This is a genomic window from Acinetobacter piscicola, from assembly GCF_015218165.1.
GTDB lineage: Bacteria > Pseudomonadota > Gammaproteobacteria > Pseudomonadales > Moraxellaceae > Acinetobacter > Acinetobacter piscicola_A.
On record NZ_CP048659.1, the window covers coordinates 1,959,591 to 1,977,375 of the forward strand.

General features: G+C 39.1%; 17 protein-coding genes and 1 pseudogene. 6 read left to right on the top strand and 12 right to left on the bottom strand.

The features are described 5' to 3' along the window. Positions 1 to 83: 83 nt before the first annotated feature. Complete coding sequence (locus tag G0028_RS09640) at positions 84 to 1,001, bottom strand: LysR family transcriptional regulator (RefSeq protein ID WP_180045185.1); 918 nt, start codon at positions 999 to 1,001, stop codon at positions 84 to 86. Between the two features lie 92 nt (positions 1,002 to 1,093). Here G0028_RS09640 and G0028_RS09645 point away from each other — a divergent pair, with 92 nt between their 5' ends. From G0028_RS09645 to G0028_RS09660, 4 genes are all read left to right on the top strand, one after another. Then, entirely contained in the window at positions 1,094 to 2,332 is a 1,239-nt protein-coding gene (locus G0028_RS09645) for an acyl-CoA dehydrogenase family protein (protein WP_180045186.1), read from the top strand. Positions 2,333 to 2,425: 93 nt separating this feature from the next. Then, a complete protein-coding gene (locus tag G0028_RS09650) occupies positions 2,426 to 3,547 on the top strand; it encodes a phosphotransferase family protein (RefSeq protein WP_180045187.1) in 1,122 nt (373 codons plus the stop codon). Next, positions 3,544 to 4,242: a histidine phosphatase family protein gene (locus tag G0028_RS09655; RefSeq protein ID WP_130073579.1), complete on the top strand. Its 699-nt coding sequence runs from the start codon at positions 3,544 to 3,546 to the stop codon at positions 4,240 to 4,242. Before G0028_RS09650 ends, G0028_RS09655 begins: the two co-directional genes overlap by 4 nt. A gap of 56 nt (positions 4,243 to 4,298) precedes the next feature. Beyond that, on the top strand, positions 4,299 to 5,042 hold the full coding sequence (locus G0028_RS09660; RefSeq protein ID WP_174492639.1) for an SDR family oxidoreductase: 744 nt from the start codon (positions 4,299 to 4,301) through the stop codon (positions 5,040 to 5,042). Between the two features lie 67 nt (positions 5,043 to 5,109). On the opposite strand, the gene G0028_RS09665 is transcribed toward G0028_RS09660, so the two are convergent. Continuing rightward, positions 5,110 to 5,793 carry a hypothetical protein gene (locus G0028_RS09665; protein ID WP_180045188.1) on the bottom strand — a complete coding sequence of 228 codons (684 nt, stop codon included), beginning with the start codon at positions 5,791 to 5,793 and terminating at the stop codon, positions 5,110 to 5,112. 128 nt (positions 5,794 to 5,921) lie between these two features. On the opposite strand from G0028_RS09665, the gene G0028_RS09670 reads away from it, so the two are divergent. Next, a complete protein-coding gene (locus G0028_RS09670) occupies positions 5,922 to 6,635 on the top strand; it encodes an SGNH/GDSL hydrolase family protein (protein WP_180045189.1) in 714 nt (237 codons plus the stop codon). A 10-nt stretch (positions 6,636 to 6,645) separates the two neighbouring features. Here the strand turns inward: G0028_RS09670 and G0028_RS21065 are convergent. Further along, a pseudogene (locus tag G0028_RS21065) lies at positions 6,646 to 6,934 on the bottom strand (site-specific integrase); the annotation flags it as partial. A gap of 590 nt (positions 6,935 to 7,524) precedes the next feature. Between G0028_RS21065 and G0028_RS09675 the strand changes: the two are divergent. Continuing rightward, on the top strand, positions 7,525 to 8,643 hold the full coding sequence (locus G0028_RS09675; protein WP_130073633.1) for a Fic family protein: 1,119 nt from the start codon (positions 7,525 to 7,527) through the stop codon (positions 8,641 to 8,643). Between the two features lie 93 nt (positions 8,644 to 8,736). Here G0028_RS09675 and G0028_RS09680 read toward each other — a convergent pair whose 3' ends face one another. From G0028_RS09680 to paaD, 9 genes are all read right to left on the bottom strand, one after another. Then, entirely contained in the window at positions 8,737 to 9,330 is a 594-nt protein-coding gene (locus tag G0028_RS09680) for a DapH/DapD/GlmU-related protein (RefSeq protein WP_130073575.1), read from the bottom strand. Positions 9,331 to 9,389: 59 nt separating this feature from the next. After that, positions 9,390 to 10,331, bottom strand: coding sequence for a PaaX family transcriptional regulator C-terminal domain-containing protein (locus tag G0028_RS09685; RefSeq protein ID WP_174492637.1), 942 nt, complete (start codon positions 10,329 to 10,331; stop codon positions 9,390 to 9,392). Positions 10,332 to 10,393: 62 nt separating this feature from the next. After that, entirely contained in the window at positions 10,394 to 11,704 is a 1,311-nt protein-coding gene (paaK, locus tag G0028_RS09690) for a phenylacetate--CoA ligase PaaK (RefSeq protein WP_180045190.1), read from the bottom strand. Positions 11,705 to 11,771: 67 nt separating this feature from the next. Continuing rightward, positions 11,772 to 12,983, bottom strand: coding sequence for a 3-oxoadipyl-CoA thiolase (gene pcaF, locus G0028_RS09695; RefSeq protein ID WP_180045191.1), 1,212 nt, complete (start codon positions 12,981 to 12,983; stop codon positions 11,772 to 11,774). A gap of 12 nt (positions 12,984 to 12,995) precedes the next feature. Then, a complete protein-coding gene (locus G0028_RS09700) occupies positions 12,996 to 14,564 on the bottom strand; it encodes a 3-hydroxyacyl-CoA dehydrogenase (protein ID WP_180045192.1) in 1,569 nt (522 codons plus the stop codon). Positions 14,565 to 14,566: 2 nt separating this feature from the next. Beyond that, positions 14,567 to 15,358 carry a 2-(1,2-epoxy-1,2-dihydrophenyl)acetyl-CoA isomerase PaaG gene (gene paaG, locus G0028_RS09705; RefSeq protein ID WP_180045193.1) on the bottom strand — a complete coding sequence of 264 codons (792 nt, stop codon included), beginning with the start codon at positions 15,356 to 15,358 and terminating at the stop codon, positions 14,567 to 14,569. After that, the gene (locus G0028_RS09710; RefSeq protein ID WP_130073569.1) at positions 15,358 to 16,128 is read right to left on the bottom strand and encodes an enoyl-CoA hydratase-related protein; all 771 of its coding nucleotides are present in this window, start codon (positions 16,126 to 16,128) and stop codon (positions 15,358 to 15,360) included. Before G0028_RS09710 ends, paaG begins: the two co-directional genes overlap by 1 nt. A 44-nt stretch (positions 16,129 to 16,172) precedes the next feature. Further along, complete coding sequence (gene paaE / locus G0028_RS09715) at positions 16,173 to 17,231, bottom strand: 1,2-phenylacetyl-CoA epoxidase subunit PaaE (protein WP_130073568.1); 1,059 nt, start codon at positions 17,229 to 17,231, stop codon at positions 16,173 to 16,175. A 40-nt stretch (positions 17,232 to 17,271) separates the two neighbouring features. Next, on the bottom strand, positions 17,272 to 17,772 hold the full coding sequence (gene paaD, locus G0028_RS09720) for a 1,2-phenylacetyl-CoA epoxidase subunit PaaD (protein WP_180045194.1): 501 nt from the start codon (positions 17,770 to 17,772) through the stop codon (positions 17,272 to 17,274). Positions 17,773 to 17,785: the final 13 nt, after the last annotated feature.

Here is a 17,785-nt window from a genome sequence, read left to right on the forward strand (position 1 = left end):
AATTTGGCGAGTCATTCTTTAAAGTTAAATGATATAAAAATAAGCAGATTTATCAAACTGAAAAAATTTTCTTTTAAAATAGCCTAAGCAAAAATAGAACTTAATTCATTTCTCAAAAATTGATGCCTCAAATTTAAATCTAAATCCCTCAACCAAAACATACCAATATTCACAGAAGGTAAATCCAATGGATGTTTAAAAATTTGAATATTTTCTGAAATTGATAAATGCTGTAAAACTTGTTCTGGAATAGTAAGCACAGCATGAGAATCACTAGCTAAAATTTGTAAAGCTGTAGAATAGTGCTGACAACGCAATAAGATCTGCCGTGAGAAATTATGCTGTTGAATAAAAAAATCTTCTAATAAAATTCCTGTCCGTCTCGATGAAACACCAATATGCTTTGCCGAAAAATATTGTGCCTTACCCATCGTTTTTTGCTGTGTACAAACCACAAATTGATCCTGAATCAAATTTTTAAAGGCAATATGTGTCCCATAGTTTTGTTGTAGATCAATTGCAAAATCAATTTGCTGCGTAGCAAGTTCTGTTTGGATATTTTTACGATCGAGTTTGCTACTCAAAAATTGAATATCCAAATTTAAATTTTGGAAATGTTGAAAAAGTTTGGGAAAAATTAATGGTTCAATTTCATCATGGATGGCTATTTTTAAAGTTTTTACCATGCTGGGATTAAATTCTTGCTGTGTATTGGAAAGCTGTTGTAGTAAAGCCAAAGCTTGCACAATTTGCGGATAGATTTGTTCAGCAAATGGAGTGGGGCGCATTTTTTGTTGATGACGCACAAATAAATCATCTTTTAAAAGTAAACGTAAGCGTTGCAGCGCATGGCTAACTGCAGATTGGCTAACACATAACATTGTTGCTGCTTGTGTAATACTACTATGTTCATAAATCGCAACAAAAAGTGGATATAAATTAATATCAATACGATGAAAGAGGGATAAATCTAACTCACTTTTATTATGAATTGTATTCATAGATGTATATCTAATAAAATCATTTTATTCATAGTAAAGTTGATCGTATGCTGTTGTAAAGCAACATATGCACTTTTAAGGATATATCAAAAATGTTTGAACTTTCAGCACGTGCACAGGATTTTGTCGAACGCACCAAAGTATTTATAAAAAATGAAATCGAACCTGTAGAAACTGAGTTCTGGAATGAAGTTCATCATCTTAATCAAGGCGGGGATTGGACCAAATGGCAATGGCCTACACAACTTGAAATTTTAAAAAATAAAGCCAAACAAGCAGGGCTTTGGAATATGTTTCTGCCTTGTCCTGAACTGGGTCAGGGGTTATCTGTACAAGAATATGCCCATATTGCAGAACTTTCAGGACGCAGTTTAATTGCACCCACGGTGTTTAACTGTAACGCGCCTGACAGTGGCAATATGGAAGTCTTGTGGCGTTATGGTTCAGATGCACAAAAAGAACAATGGCTGAAACCATTACTTGATGGAAAAATCCGTTCTGTCTTTTGTATGACTGAACCTGATGTTGCCTCATCTGATGCAACCAATATGCAAGCAACTGCTGTGGTAGATGGTGATGAAATTGTTCTAAATGGTCGAAAATGGTGGTCTTCAGGTTTGGGCGATCCCAATGCCAAAATCATTATTTTTATGGCGCATACACCTGACGAAACAAAAAGTCGCCATCAACAACACTCGATGGTATTGGTTCCTGTAGATACGCAAGGCGTGACCATTGAACGTATGTTGCCTGTCTTTGGAGATTATGATGCACCACATGGTCACGGCGAAGTCAGTTTTGACAATGTTCGTGTACCTGTAGCCAACTTTATTGGCGGTGCGGGACAAGGTTTCGCTATTGCACAAGGTCGCTTAGGACCAGGACGTATTCACCATTGTATGCGTTGTATCGGTGCGGCTGAAAAATCGCTGGAACTCATGATTGATCGTGGCATGAGTCGTCATGCTTTTGGTAAAGAAATTTTAAAACTCGGTGGCAATCTCGAACGCGTTGCTGAAGCACGGGTAGCCATTGACCAGGCACGTTTATTAACCTTGTATGCTGCATATAAAATGGATACTTTAGGAAACATGGCAGCATTGACTGAAATTTCTGCGATTAAAGTCGTTGCGCCATCAGTCCTTGAAAAAGTGGTGGATATGGCAATTCAAATTCACGGCGGTGCAGGTGTATCGCGTGATACACCATTGACAGGATTTTTTGCACAGGCTCGTGCGTTACGTTTAGCCGATGGTCCTGACGAAGTGCATAAAGGTATGATTGCCAAACTCGAACTTAAAAAACGTGGTTATGGTTCAAGTAAAAAGTAAGCTATTTAAATGATTTGAAATGTCATTTTCCTATGTAAATATAGACATAGGAAAATACACACCATTCAAAATTTACAAAATTAGGGAAAAAGCATGTCAGTGATTGATGTTGGTGGAAATGTCCGTGAAGGCGAAGAACTCGATATTCGTGCAGTGGGTAATTGGCTCATTGAAAATGGTTCTGAAATTTCAGGACCTGTAGAAGTCACTCAATATTCAGGTGGCGCTTCTAATTGGACGTATCGCTTAAAATACGAAAATGCCGATTTAATTTTACGTCGTCCACCCAAAGGCACTAAAGCCAAATCTGCACATGATATGGCACGTGAATATAACGTTCAGACTTGGCTTGCACCATATTATCCTGTTTTGCCTGAAATGGTGGCACTATGTCAGGATGAATCCGTGATTGGCTGTGATTTCTATGTCATGAAACGCATTGAAGGCATTATTCCACGTGCCAAACTGCCATCTGAATTAAAATTTGGTGAAACCGAAGTCCGTGAACTCTGCATCAATGTTTTGGACAAACTGATTGAATTACATCAAGTTCCATATCAAGGTACACCACTTGAACAATTAGGCAAAGGGGATGGATATTGTCGTCGTCAAGTTGAGGGTTGGGACTCTCGCTATGAAAAAGCCCATACCCTCAATGTGCCAAGTTTTAAGTTTGTGCGTAAATGGCTCAATGAAAATATTCCTGCTGATTCAACAAGCTGTTTAATTCACAATGATTGGCGTTTTGATAATGTCATTCTTGATCCGAAAAATCCGACACAAGTTATTGGTGTATTGGATTGGGAAATGGCAACCATTGGCGATCCACTCATGGATTTAGGTGCAGCTTTAGCCTATTGGGTCGAAGACACTGACAATCAAATTTTTAAATCGACCCGTCGCCAACCGACTCATTTAAAAGGGATGTTTACCCGTAAAGAAGTGGTGGACTACTATTTGCAGAAAACAGGTTTACAGCCTGAAAATTGGACATTCTATGAAGTGTTCGGTATTTTCCGTTTAGCAGTAATCGCACAACAAATTTATTATCGTTACTATCATAAACAAACCAATAATCCTGCATTTAAAGATTTTTGGATTGTGATTCATGCCTTACATATTCGTGCGCTGAAACTAATCGGCTTGCAAAAACTCGAAGCCAATGAAATTGCACACAAATATATGGAAAAAATGAAGGAACTTTTAGCAAAATGACCACGATTTATTTGGTTCGTCACGGACAAGCATCATTCGGTGCAGAAAGTTATGACAAACTTTCACCCAATGGCGAGCGACAAGCAAAAGTATTGGGTCAATATTTCAATAAAATTTTGAAAGAAGAACCTTATGTGGTGGCAGGTTCTATGCAACGCCATCAACAAACGGCGAATTTTGCATTGGCTGAATGTTTTCCTGAAGCCAATATTGTCACAGACAGCGCTTGGAATGAGTTTAATCATCAGCAAGTTTTTGCCCAATATGACCCACGTTTTAATGAGCCGCATTTATTGCGTGAAGAAGTGGCGAAAGAAGAAAGCCCTCGCGCATATTTAGCCAAAATTTTTGAAGGTGCAATTGGACGTTGGACAGGGGATGACTATCATCATGAATATGATGAATCATGGCCGAATTTTAAAAACCGTGTCGAAACAGCCTTACAAAATCTATGTAATGAACTCGCTCAAAGCAAGCCACGTTATGCTGTGGTGTTTACTTCAGGCGGGGTCATTTCGGTTGCCGCAGGAAAATTACTGGAACTCAGCCCAAATAAAACCTTTGCTCTCAATTGGGCAATTGCCAATACAAGTTTAACGACCTTACGTTTAGTGGGTAATGAACCGCAGCTCTTGAGCTTAAACGAACATCATTTTATCAAGGCAGAAGATTTTCAGTTGCTGACTTGGATCTGATATTCATTTATTAAAACAGATTGAAAAAATTAACAGAAAATATTCAGGAAAATATCATGGCAAAAACAATTTTAATTACAGGCGCAAGTTCAGGAATTGGTGCAGGAATGGCACGTGAATTTGCCCAAAAAGGCTATAATTTGGCAGTGTGCGCACGTCGTTTAGAACGCTTACAAGATTTAAAGCAAGAACTCGAATCTAAATACGGCGTAAAAGTCATTGCTAAAGTTTTGGATGTGACGGATTACGAACAAGTATTTCAAGTATTCCGTGAGTTTAAACAAGACTTTGGCACCATTGACCGTATTATTGTCAATGCAGGTGTAGGCGATGGACGTCGTATTGGCAATGGCAAATTTGAAATTAACCGTGCGACCGTTGAAACCAATTTCATTTCTGCTTTGGCACAATGTGAAGCGGCAGTTGAAATTTTCCGTGAACAAAAATTTGGACATTTGGTGGTAATTTCTTCTATGAGTGCCATTCGTGGTATGCCAAAACATTTAACCGCTTATGGTGCAAGTAAAGCAGGAGTTGCTGCATTGGCTGAAGGCATTCGTGCGGAACTGATTGATACCAAAATCAAAGTTTCCACGATTTTCCCAGGATATATCCGTACCGAAATTAATGAAGGTGCAAAAAAATTACCTTTTGAAGTGGATGTCGAAACAGGTTCGCATTTATTGGTTAAAGCCATTGAAAAACAGCCCATTAAAGCCTATGTCCCTCAATGGCCATGGTTACCACTTGGTTTGGCAATGAAAGTTTTACCCTTGAAAATTGTCAATAAACTTGGTTGATGATTTCAAATTTTAAGATCAAAAAATTTATATAAAGGAGAGTCTTGCACTTTCCTTTATCTAAAAATTATTTTTTCTTTAAATAAATCGCTTGCACATAGCCTTCTATTTCTAAATTATTGATATGAATAGAAATTTTTAACCAATAGTCATTGATGATATTGCCATAAACATGAACCAAGCTATTGCGGGGAATCTCAATTAACACTGTCCCATTCACAGATGCTTGATCACGTAAGGATATTTTGGTCGTCACAGATGCCGGATAAATTTCATGCATAAAAATCAGATAAGATTCAATAAAATATGTATTGAATACAGACTGACTAAAATTAAAACAATACAATAAAAAGAGTAAATCCAATAACCACTGTTGATATTTTGCGACAGCAGAATTATATAAATCCGTTTTAAAATGAGGATCTAAACTGAGTTTGGACGCTACACTCATTTGAATGTCATAGTCTGCTAAAATCTCTTTAAATTGCGCCTCATGTTTTTGTACATCAGAAGATAGCTTTTCAGCATCACACAAACGTTGTAATTGTATGGAAATAAAAGGCTGTGCCTTAATTTCATTAATATTTTTTAAAATATCATCAACTTGTAGCTGAATACTTGGTATTGCTTCGGTATGACGAATAAATTGTTTTAATTTTTCAATAAATGGTTTTAAATCCGCTCGATCAATCGTATGAATAAAGCTATTGACTTCATCTTCTATTGCATGATGCTCAAGTTTTTTAGCCAAGATCGTGCTCCTTGAACATAGCGGAGAGAGTGTAGGTTTTTAATTATCAAGATAAAATACGCAAATATTCTAAGCTTTTACCATATAATTAACAATACTCCTGCAATAATTTTATTTCAAACAACACTATGCTACGACTTAAAATGCTGACCTTTGGCTTACTTCCTTCACTTTTATGGCAAGGTTATCAAGTCAAAAAAAATACCCCTCGTTTAGCTGAAGCATCCGGGGAGCGCAAAGGTTTAATTGGGCAGGGGCAAACATTGTCGATTTTAATCTTGGGAGATTCTGCAGCAGCAGGTGTGGGAGTACAAAAACAAGAAGATGCATTATTAGGTGCGCTATTATCTGAGTTAAAAAATCACTTTACGGTTCGCTACCAACTAGAAGCAAAAACAGGTGATACCACTTTACAGGTATTGCAAAGAACAAAGTTATTGAATAACCAGCATTTTGATATAGTGATGACTTCTGTGGGCGTGAATGATGTCACCAAATTAATTTCACCCAAAAAATGGATTCAACAGCAACATCTTTTTTATCAAGAGATAGAACAAAAATTTTCTCCTGATTTAGTCCTTGTCACTGCTGTACCGCCCATGCATTTATTTCCTTCATTACCCAATCCATTGGCATGGTTATTTGGACAATATTCCACGGCGATGAATCAAAAACTAACGAAATTTATTTTACAAAAAAAGAACTATCAATTGGTTCAATTTGATTTAGCACATTTTAGAGCATTAAATTTAGAGATGGCAAAAGATGGTTTTCACCCAAGTGCAGAAATTTATCAGCTTTGGGCAAGTGAATTGATTGGGAAAATCAAGGCTCGATTTTGAAACGCTAGGTAATAGTCATATAGTTAGCATCTATATTTGATCTAAGCCTAATCAGATTTGTTCCTAACTTCTTATTATTTTAAATGACTCACAGAACAAAGTGGAATATATTTCTGATACCAAAATTTTAGTGCTATTAAATCTGCATGTTGTGTAGATAGGCTTTGAAATCTAAGAAACTTCGTTGTGTACAGCATAGGGTACAAACATGAACAAGATGAATCCAGATCAAATAAAAGAATAATTTGATTTTCGTTTGAGACTTTCTTTTCTAAATGAATTATTTTTAAAGCAAAGATAGTAAAGTTTATGAAGTATTCTTAAGGTCAACATATCATATTTTATAAGTGAAATAGAAATCACTTAAGTTATTGAATTTTGGTTTAAGTAAGAAGGATATGAAGTTATTATTAGGTGTATCGTATTTAACATAATATACATTATGCGAAATTATATATTTAAGCCTTAATCGCCAAAAGCTTAGATAGTTTCATTACTAATAATCCTTTTATTAAATACATGTTCTACAACATAAAATAAAATTGTTTTACTAACTTGTTTTTAAACTCACGTATACACCAGTTGGAATTTTGAGGAACTGATGATATAGATACCACTTTTTCTCAGTTATTATTTAGCAAATTTATCTCTAATAAGACTAGAAATATATGAAGTCTCTCTTCTTACCTCTATTGTTTGTACAAATACTACTATGTAGTACTTTTAAGTACTTTTTGATCAAGATAATTAATTCTTACAACTATGTTATTCCCAAGTAAAAAGTCTTAGACAAAGATGCGAGCCAATTCAATAACACATTCGAATCAAATAATGAGCCAAATATGTGTTATATTCAGCTCATCATAGATTTTAGATGAGAGAAATTGAAATGCAGCAATGGATTTGGCAGGCAGAAAATTGGACCAATTTCACATGGCAAGATTCAGTAATCTTACCTAAAACTAGACAGATACATCAAAAAATAGGCATTCTTCTTGGACAAAGTCAGCATAATTTAGCCAAAGAGCGATTCACTCTAGATACTCTACTTGCTAATCTTATTGCCTCATCAGCAATTGAAAATGAAACGCTCAATGTTTTCTCGTTGCGATCTTCTTTAGCTCAACGTTTAGGAGTGACATTAGAACAACCTTATCCCAGCTCAGATCGCTCAGAAGGTCTAGCAAATATTATGTTGGATGCACTAAATGACGTTCAGCAACCCCTCACATTTGAACGTCTCATACAATGGCATCATTGGCTTTTCAATGATCCTGATTGGACAATGCAACGCTTAAGGATCGGTCAATTGAGAGGATCAGAGCCCATGCAAGTCGTTTCAGGTCGATTGGATTACCCTACTGTACATTTTGAAGCCCCTCCAAGAGAAGGCTTAGAACATCGTTTAAATCATTTCATCGTATGGTTTAATCAGAGTTTGAATGATTCATTACTTGATCCTTTATTACGTGCAGGTATTACCCACTTATGGTTTGTGACATTACACCCTTTTGATGATGGTAATGGACGTATTACCCGTACACTTACCGACCTTGCTCTGGCTCAAATGGATGAACAGAGCATTCGTTTATATGCAATGTCTACCGCAATATTAAATAAGCGCAAAAGTTATTATGAGATATTAGAAAAAACGCAAAAAAATGATTCTGATATTACAGATTGGTTGGTTTGGTTCTTAGATACCTTAGATGATAGCCTTGAAAATACTTTAGCTCAGATCAATCGAACACTCTTTAAAAGTCAGTTTTGGCATAAACATTCAAATTTAACTTTAAGTGCAGAACAACGTAAAGTGATAAACCGTTTATTAGACGGCGGAGAAAATGGATTTGAGCATGGGATCAGTGCTTCACAATACCAAAAGGTTGCGAAAGTCAGTAAGGCAACAGCTACGCGCCACTTATCAGACTTACTAGAAAAGGAATGCATTGTAAAATTAGAAGGTGGTGGCCGTAATACACGCTATCAGATTAACACTCAATTATAGATATTTTAGTCAGTTAAAAACCCCAATATTCTGTAGGGGTTTTTATATTTGGTGATTGAGGTCCAACTCATATCCTATTCATTACGCCAAAATTTATGATTTATAGACATGCTTTGCACCAAATACTTCATGTGTTAAGCGCCCTGTTTTCACCTGTGGATCGGGCATCACTTCTTGCAATGTATTCAAACAACGCTGTACCAATACAATATATTCTTGCGTCCCTTTTCTTTTCCACTCAATTTCTTTTTCCTCCAAATCACGAATAACTTTGGCAGGACTACCTAAAGCCAAAACATGCGCTGGAATTACAGCTTTTGCTTTGACGGTACTGTTGGCGCCAATGATGGTATTTTCGCCAATATCTGCATCATCCAAAATGACACTGTTCATGCCAACCAAAACATTTTTACCAATATGACAGCCATGTAAAATCGTCGCATGTCCAATATGTCCATATTCTTCCACCACCGTCACCTTATTGGGGAAGCCATGAATCACGCAATTATCTTGCACATTGGCATTTTTTTTGATGTGAATGCCGCCAAAATCTGCACGTAAAGATGCAAAAGGACCAATATAGACACCTTCTTCAATAATGACATCACCAATCAATACTGCTGTGGGATGCACATAAGCTTTAGGGCTCACTACAGGAATTACACCATCAATTGCATAACAGGTCATATTTTAGTCCATTAAATCGATTTTATCTTTTTTTATCTTTTAGATAGAATATCTAAAAATCAGTCAGTTAACTCTTCTTGCTTAATGCCACCAAAGCGTTTATAAAATTGCGGGTGCAGCGGTGGCATAGCCCCTTCTGAAGTACGGGCATATTGCATAAAAAACTCTTCACCTGTTGCGACCACCAATTGATATAAATTACTACTCAAATTACGAGCATTTAAAGACAACCAATGAGATGGCAATAATTCTGATGGTAAATCAGGGTCTTTAAGTAAAATACGGCGATATTGATGAATTAATAAAATCCGAATTTGAAAGGCTTGAATGGCATCTAAATCATCGGCATTTTCAACTAAATTCATAAATTCTCGAAAGTCTTTGATAAATTTATCATAGCGCGCATGTAACTCTGCCACAGGCCAATTGGTTTCCACCATGCGTTTCACAGTAGGATAAGACTCCTGCCAAAGTTGTAATGTTTCCGCTTTGAAAATCACCACTTGGTCAGTCATTTTTAGATTGAGCAATAAATTTTGCAGTTTTAAATGATCACATCCCGGATACGCCATTACATTACTGGCAATATTGGCAAATCCTAACCACTCCAATTCTTTCTTCAATACCAGTTTATTTTCAAGCTCAACCGAACTTAGTAAAACCAAGTCCCATTTCTGATCCCATTCAATATGGGTGAAATTATAGATTTTGGCATCGGCCTGCACAAACCGTTGTCGACTCGTTTCAGTCACTCGATAGTAGCTGGTGCGTCCAATTTTTTCGGACACTAGCCAGCCATTTTGCACCAAGCGAAATACAGCAGTGCGTACTGAACGTTCATTGAATCCAAATACATCCATCAATTGAATCAGACTGGCAAGACTGATAATACCACCATGGTGATACACACAATCACCAAATACCGTCATGATCAAAGACGTCCCACTGAGCACTTCTTTGGCAATAAAATCATCAATTGCTTGTTTGAGTTTTGGATTCATATTGTTTCACTATTACCTTATATTTTTCAACCCATTCAGTGCATCATTTGCATATACACCCACTACGCTGACTTGTAGTGTTCCTGAACTAGATGTCGAATGTCAAATACACGTTGTGCTTTACCTTCCGAACGCGGCAAAGTTCCTTCCTGTAAGATTTCTACACTGACTGAAATTCCTACCATGGTTTTAATCTGACTTTTTAACTGTGCTGCCAGTTGTTGTGTTAAATCAGGATGAATATCCTGACGCATTTCCGTACGAATATGCAATGTATCTAAATGACCTTGTTTACAAATTTGAATTTCATAATTAGGTAAAAGCTGTGGGATATGTAAAATTTGCTCCTCAATCTGTGTAGGGAATACATTCACCCCACGAATAATCATCATATCATCACTACGCCCCACAATTTTATCCATACGGCGCATTGAACGTGCCGTGCCTGCTAAAAGTCGAGTCAAATCACGGGTGCGGTAGCGAATGACAGGCATCCCTTCTTTGGTAATAGTGGTAAAGACCAATTCGCCTAATTCACCATCAGGCAATACTTCACCTGTTTCCGGGTTGATAATTTCAGGATAGAAATGGTCTTCCCAAATGGTCGGGCCATCTTTACTTTCAAGACATTCCATCGCCACCCCAGGTCCCATCACTTCAGATAATCCATAAATATCTAATGCATCAATGCCAAAGCGATCCTCGATTTCTTTACGCATTTCATTGGTCCATGGCTCGGCACCAAATACGCCTGTTTTAATAGAGCATTTTGCCGTTCCAAATTTTTTCTCTAAAGCTTCAATGATATTTAAACAATATGAAGGTGTGACCATCAGCGCTGTAGGTTTAAAGTCATTGATTAATTGCGCTTGTTTATCGGTTTGTCCACCTGACATTGGAATGACCGTTGCGCCCAAGCGCTCAACACCATAATGCGCGCCTAAACCACCCGTAAATAAACCATAACCATAGGAAACCTGAATGATGTCTTTATGACTGAGACCCGCAGCACGTAATGAACGTGCCACCACATCTGACCAAATTTGAATATCATTTTGGGTATAACCCACGACTGTAGGCTGACCTGTAGTCCCTGAAGAGGCATGGACACGTACAATTTGTTCCTGTGGGACAGCAAACATGCCAAACGGATAATTGTCACGTAAATCTTTTTTGGTGGTAAATGGGAATTTCGCTAAATCTGCTAGACTTTTTAAATCATCAGGATGCACGCCTGCATCATCAAATTTCTTTTTATACACGCTACTGTTAGCATAAGCATGCTGCAAGGTCTTTTTTAGACGTTGTAATTGCAGACTGCGTAATTCATCTATAGATGCGGTTTCGATGTGTTCCAAAGCATTATTATTCATCTTATTTCTCCTTGAACAGCCATCCTTTGGCTGTCATTTACAATCCTGTTTTGTCCTTAAATCTGTTTTACGCAACATTTTCCAAAATGAGCGCAACACCTTGTCCTACACCCACACACATGGTGCACAGTGCGTATTTGCCTTGACGGCGTTTTAACTCATGCATTGCCGTGATCACCAGCCGTGTACCACTCATACCAAGAGGATGCCCAAGTGCAATTGCACCACCGTTAGGGTTAACGCGTGGATCTTCATCATCTAAACCTAGCTCACGCATCACCGCCAAAGACTGTGCGGCAAAAGCTTCATTCAGCTCAATCACATCCATTTGCGCTAAACTTAATCCTGCTAATTTCAGTACTTTGTGCACCGCAGGCACAGGGCCAATGCCCATATATTTCGCTTCTACCCCTGCACTTGCGATTGCGATTACTTTGGCAAGCGGTTGTAAAGCATAGTCTTGGGCAAATTGTTCACTTGTTAAAAGCACACATGCTGCACCATCATTCACACCTGATGCATTACCCGCCGTCACAGAACCACCTTCTTTACGAAATGGCGCTTTTAACTTGGCCAATGCTTCAAGCGTGGTATCCGCACGGGGATGTTCATCTTCAGTCACCTGAAGGGTATTTTTCTTACGATCTGTGATGTTTACAGGCAGAATCTCCGCTTTAAAAATACCATTTTGCTGAGCTTTTGCGGTTTTTTGTTGGCTGTTCAATGCAAATAAATCTTGATCCTCGCGACTGATTTGATATTTTTCAGCCACGTTTTCAGCCGTTTCAGGCATGCTATCGACACCAAAGTTGGCTTTGAATTTAGGATTGATAAAACGCCAGCCAATGGTTGTATCGTAAATACTTGGGGTGCGGCTAAAAGCAGCTTCAGGTTTGGACTGTACAAAGGGTGCACGGCTCATTGACTCGACACCACCCGCCAAAACAAATTGTGCCTCACCTGATTTGATCGCACGGGCTGCTAAACCGACCGCATCCAAACCCGAAGCACATAAACGATTGACTGTAATTGCAGGGACAGTATCAGGCAAACCAGCCAATAATGCTGCCATACGTGCCACATTACGATTATCTTCACCTGCCTGATTGGCACAACCCAAGATCACTTCATCTAACTGTTCCCAAGGCAAGTCAGGATGTTGCTGTTTTAAATATTCGATGGGCAAGGCTGCTAGATCATCGGCACGGATACTGCTTAAAGCACCGGCATAACGGCCAATTGGCGTCCGAATTGCATCACAAATAAAAACCTGTTCCATTATTGTTCTCCCTTAGCCTGCCTGTTTCAGTGTGTGTGCTTGTGTTGCCATATGCTGTGCATTTTTCACAGATTCAAGCGCGACTTTTTGACGTAAATACAAACTTGGGCGATAACGCTCTTCACCATAAAGACGGTATAAATTTTCAAGCGTGGTTAAAATCTGGGTCGTTCCGATTTGTGCTGCCCACTGAAATGGACCTTGCGGATAATTCACACCGTATTTCATTGCTGCATCAATGTCTTGCTCTGTAGCAATACCATGTAATACCGCTTCACAGCCTTCATTGACTAACATGGCAATACTACGCATGACAAATAATGCAGGATGATCTTTCACCCAAATACTGCTCACACCCAATGCTGCAAATAATTGACTAACCTTGTCACAATCAGAACGTGTACATAATGGCGAAGCACTTAAAACCACTGCTGTGGCTGTCGCCCAATCTGCATGCCAATCCATCAACACCACTTTTTCATGGCTATGATCAATGTCTACAGACTGACCTTGCGTCAACATCACTTCTATGTCATCAATCAGAATTTTGTCTATTTCTGATTGGATCTGCACAGAATTGACACTTGAAGTATTTTTGAGTCGTTGAATCAGTCCTGTATCGTGTAACCATTGTCCTGAAAGTTGCACTTTAAAGCTCGTGCTGAGTTCAGGTTGTAATGCAGGCAAAATATATTCAGGACTTCGTTGCGCTTGGCGATAGTCATAAAAACCTTGTCCGCTTTTACGACCATAACAGCCTGCATCAACCAATTCCTTCTGGATCAACGATGGACGATAGCGTGGCTCATAAAAGAATTCCTGATAGACACTTTGTGTCACAGAAAAGTTGACATCCTGTCCAATTAAATCGGTAAGTTCACATGGCCCCATGGCAAAGTGACCACATTCGCGCAGGATAAAATCCAGCTGTTCAGGCGTGGTGACATTTTCCTGTAATGCCCGAAATGCTTCAGCATAATAAGGACGTGCAACACGGTTCACAATAAAACCTGGCGTGGATTTTGCAGTCACAGGGACTTTTTTCCATGCGTGCATCAACTCAAATAATGCCTGTGCAACCTGTTCCGAGGTTTTTAAACCCCGAATGATTTCCACTAATTTCATCACAGGTGCAGGGTTAAAAAAGTGTAGCCCAACCACGCGCTCAGGATGTGGAATCACGGAGGCAATTGCTGTGATTGAAATTGAAGAGGTATTTGAAGCAAAAATAGTATGTTCCGAACAAATTTCAGCAAGTTGTTGAAATAAACTTTGTTTGACTTCTTTCTTTTCTACCACTGCTTCAACAATTAAGTCTGCATTTGATAACTGCTGTAAATCTGCAACAATGTGAATATTGGCAAGTGTTGCATCCACAAGCGCTTGAGTCATTTTACCCAGCTGCACCCGTTTTTCGAGTTGTGTTTTTAGTTGCACACATGCAGCATTGGATTTTTCAACATCCAAATCAAAAACATAGGTGTCGTGACCATGCATGGCTGCAAGTTGGGCAATACCCATGCCCATTGTCCCTGCACCAATCACAGCGACTCTTGCTTGCTGTAAATTCAGTCTTTGCATGATCAGCATCCTCTAAATTCAGGAGTACGTTTTTGCATAAATGCTTGTACACCTTCTTTATAGTCACTTGAACGCCCTGCCAAACGTTGTAAATCACGTTCTAAAAGCAGTTGCTCATCTAAATTATTGCCTGCTGCGGCATTGATGGCTTTTTTGATCAATGACAAACCATAGGTCGGTTGAGTTGCTAGATGTTCCGCCATTTTTGCAGCTTCAGCTTTTAATTGATCATCTGCAACACATTGCCAAATCATGCCCAATTGCACCGCTTTTTCAGCAGGGATTTTATCGCCCAACATGGCAAGCCCCATGGCTTGAGCACGCCCTACCAAGCGAGGCAAGAACCATGTGCCACCAGAGTCAGGCACCAAGCCTAAGCGACAAAATGCCTGAATAAAAGAAGCAGATTGTGCGGCAATCACTACATCACATGCCAAGGCAATATTGGCACCTGCGCCTGCTGCAACACCATTCACCGCACAAATGACAGGTTTTGGCATTTCAGTAATCAGCTTAATCAAGGGGTTATAATATTTTTCAATCGATAAACCCAAGTCAGGTGCATCGGCATTTGGATCGACCACACGATCACCTAAATCCTGCCCTGCACAAAAACCACGACCTTCTGCCGAAATCACCACGGCACGAATGTTTGGATCTTTTGCCCATGCTTTTAAAGTCTGTGAAACTTCCTGATGCATGCTTTCATTAAAGCTATTCAGTTGTTTTGGGCGGTTAAACGTTAAATAACCGACTGCATTTTTTTCTTCTGCAAGAATTGTTTGGTAATCCATTACACACCTCTAAATTTTGGTTGTCTTTTTTCTAAAAATGCATTGATGCCTTCTTGACGATCTTGAGTCGCTGCAAGCCAGACAAAATGCTGACGTTCTTGCTTCAAGCCTTGGCTTAAAGTTACTTCATGAATGGATTTCAAAGATTGTTTAATCACTCGGATGGCAAGCGGTGCCTGCTTGGCAATTTTTTCTGCAAGTTCAATCGCATATTGCACAGTCAACGGGGTGGGACAAATTTGACTGCTAATGCCGTGTTGCAAAGCGGTTTGCGCTGAAATGCGTTCACCAGTCATTGCCCAACGCATGGTCAGTTGCTGTCCAACCAAACGGGCTAAACGCTGTGTTCCCCCTGCACCTGGCAACATGCCCAAACCAATTTCAGGTAAGGCAAATTGTGCATTTTCACCTGTAAGCACGATGTCACCATGCAAAGCCAACTCAAAACCTGCGCCAAAAGCAAAACCATTGACCGCCACAATGATCGGCTTGGAAAACTCATCAATTTGTTTCCATAACAATGGACGTTGATCTTGTTGAATCGACACCACATCCAAAGCTGCCAGTTCATTTAAATCCGCACCCGCCGCAAAACACTGTTCATTGCCCGTAATCACCACGGTTTTAATACTGATATCTGCATCGATGTGTTTAAGTAAAGTCACTAATTCTTGTAATGTGGCATTATTTAAGGCATTACGCTTTTCAGGGCGATTCAGTTCAATCAGCATCACGCCTGATTTGACCTGTTGGCTTTTTAAGAATTCCATCTCAGCGCTCCAAGTTTGCTTGTATTTCTGTTGGTATTTAAAAATTACTCGTCAAAACTTAAACGTACATTGGGTGTTGTTGGACGTGCCTGACAACTTAAAACATAACCTTTTTCAACTTCTTCAGGCTCTAAGCTGTAGTTAATTGCCATTTCAACCTGACCTTGTAAAACCTTACATTTACAGGTAGCGCAAACACCGCCTTTACATGCATAAGGTAAATCTGCACCTGCACGCAATGCTGCATCTAAAATACTGTCATCCTCTTTCGACACTTCAATGATTAACTCACGACCATCTAGCACAATATTGACCTTTTCTTCGTTACGGCTTTCGATCTGCTCTGCCGAAGCTTTCTTGCTTGAACCCGTATTAAAACGTTCAGTGTGAATTTTATGACGTCCGATCCCAAGTTCAGGCAATACAGTTTCAATTGCATCCATCATCTCGTCAGGACCACAAGCAAAACAGTGATCAAAGTCCGCATTGATCAGATCGGCTTTAAATAACAACTGCAATTTTTCAGCATCAATACGACCATTAAACAAAGCACTGTCATTCATTTCACGTGAGAAAATATTCACCAATTGAAAACGTGACTGAAAACGGTCTTTCAAATCCATAATTTGCTCTGCAAACATGGTTTGTTTCCATGAACGGTTGCCATAAATTAGCGTGAAATTGGCATCTGGTTGTTGTAACAACACCGTTTTCACAATGGATAAAATTGGGGTAATACCACTGCCTGCCGCAAAACCAAGATAATTTTTTCCACCGACTTTGGCTGCTTTTTGGAAAAATACGCCTTGTGGTGGCATCACTTCAAGCTGATCGCCTGCTTTTAAATGCTCATTTGCCCAGGTTGAAAATTGCCCTTGATCTATTTTTTTAATGGCAATACTCATGTCTTCATTGCGGTCACTGCAAATTGAGTAACAACGGCGAATTTCACCTGCCTCAGTTAAATGACGAATGGTTAAATGCTGCCCTGGCTGATATTGAAAATCAGCTTGTAGCTCAGGACTGACATCAAATGCAATACAAATGGCCTGCTCAGTTTGAGGCGTAATTGATTTTATGGTTAATGGTATAAATTGACTCATTTGAAAATCCCTCTTTCTGTTTGACTCTAAAAATGCGTCATTAAATACATTTAAAATAGTCAAATGGTTCTAAGCAGTCTTTGCATTGATATAAGGCTTTACATGCAGTCGAACTAAATTCACTTAATAATTTGGTCTGTACACTGTGGCAATGCGGACATTCGATGCCATCAGTCAATGCGACATGTGTACCACAGCTATGCGCTTCACCTTTGGGTGGTGCGATACCGTATTTTTTCAATTTTTCTTTGCCATTTTGGCTCATCCAATCGGTTGTCCATGCCTCAGATAAATCCACCACGACATTGACAGGCGTTAAATCATGTTGGATAAATGCCTGTTCAATCTCAGCTTTTAACACATCTGTTGCAGGGCATCCGCTATAGGTCGGTGTCAGGCGAACCACAAGTTCATTGTTTTGATTCAATTCCACACCACGAATCATGCCCAGATCCACCACAGACAATACCGGGATTTCAGGATCGGAAATTTGTGCCAATATATCCCAACATTGATCAGTACATTGTCGAATTAAATTCATGGAACTCGCTCCT

Bases quoted from the DNA above. Each gene is read 5' to 3' on its own strand.
- G0028_RS09640 (WP_180045185.1), bottom strand. From the start codon at position 1,001: ATGAATACAATTCATAATAAAAGTGAGTTAGATTTATCCCTCTTTCAT.
- G0028_RS09645 (WP_180045186.1), top strand. From the start codon at position 1,094: ATGTTTGAACTTTCAGCACGTGCACAGGATTTTGTCGAACGCACCAAA.
- G0028_RS09650 (WP_180045187.1), top strand. From the start codon at position 2,426: ATGTCAGTGATTGATGTTGGTGGAAATGTCCGTGAAGGCGAAGAACTC.
- G0028_RS09655 (WP_130073579.1), top strand. From the start codon at position 3,544: ATGACCACGATTTATTTGGTTCGTCACGGACAAGCATCATTCGGTGCA.
- G0028_RS09660 (WP_174492639.1), top strand. From the start codon at position 4,299: ATGGCAAAAACAATTTTAATTACAGGCGCAAGTTCAGGAATTGGTGCA.
- G0028_RS09670 (WP_180045189.1), top strand. From the start codon at position 5,922: ATGCTACGACTTAAAATGCTGACCTTTGGCTTACTTCCTTCACTTTTA.
- G0028_RS09675 (WP_130073633.1), top strand. From the start codon at position 7,525: ATGCAGCAATGGATTTGGCAGGCAGAAAATTGGACCAATTTCACATGG.
- G0028_RS09680 (WP_130073575.1), bottom strand. From the start codon at position 9,330: ATGACCTGTTATGCAATTGATGGTGTAATTCCTGTAGTGAGCCCTAAA.
- G0028_RS09685 (WP_174492637.1), bottom strand. From the start codon at position 10,331: ATGAATCCAAAACTCAAACAAGCAATTGATGATTTTATTGCCAAAGAA.
- paaK (WP_180045190.1), bottom strand. From the start codon at position 11,704: ATGAATAATAATGCTTTGGAACACATCGAAACCGCATCTATAGATGAA.
- pcaF (WP_180045191.1), bottom strand. From the start codon at position 12,983: ATGGAACAGGTTTTTATTTGTGATGCAATTCGGACGCCAATTGGCCGT.
- G0028_RS09700 (WP_180045192.1), bottom strand. From the start codon at position 14,564: ATGCAAAGACTGAATTTACAGCAAGCAAGAGTCGCTGTGATTGGTGCA.
- paaG (WP_180045193.1), bottom strand. From the start codon at position 15,358: ATGGATTACCAAACAATTCTTGCAGAAGAAAAAAATGCAGTCGGTTAT.
- G0028_RS09710 (WP_130073569.1), bottom strand. From the start codon at position 16,128: ATGGAATTCTTAAAAAGCCAACAGGTCAAATCAGGCGTGATGCTGATT.
- paaE (WP_130073568.1), bottom strand. From the start codon at position 17,231: ATGAGTCAATTTATACCATTAACCATAAAATCAATTACGCCTCAAACT.
- paaD (WP_180045194.1), bottom strand. From the start codon at position 17,772: ATGAATTTAATTCGACAATGTACTGATCAATGTTGGGATATATTGGCA.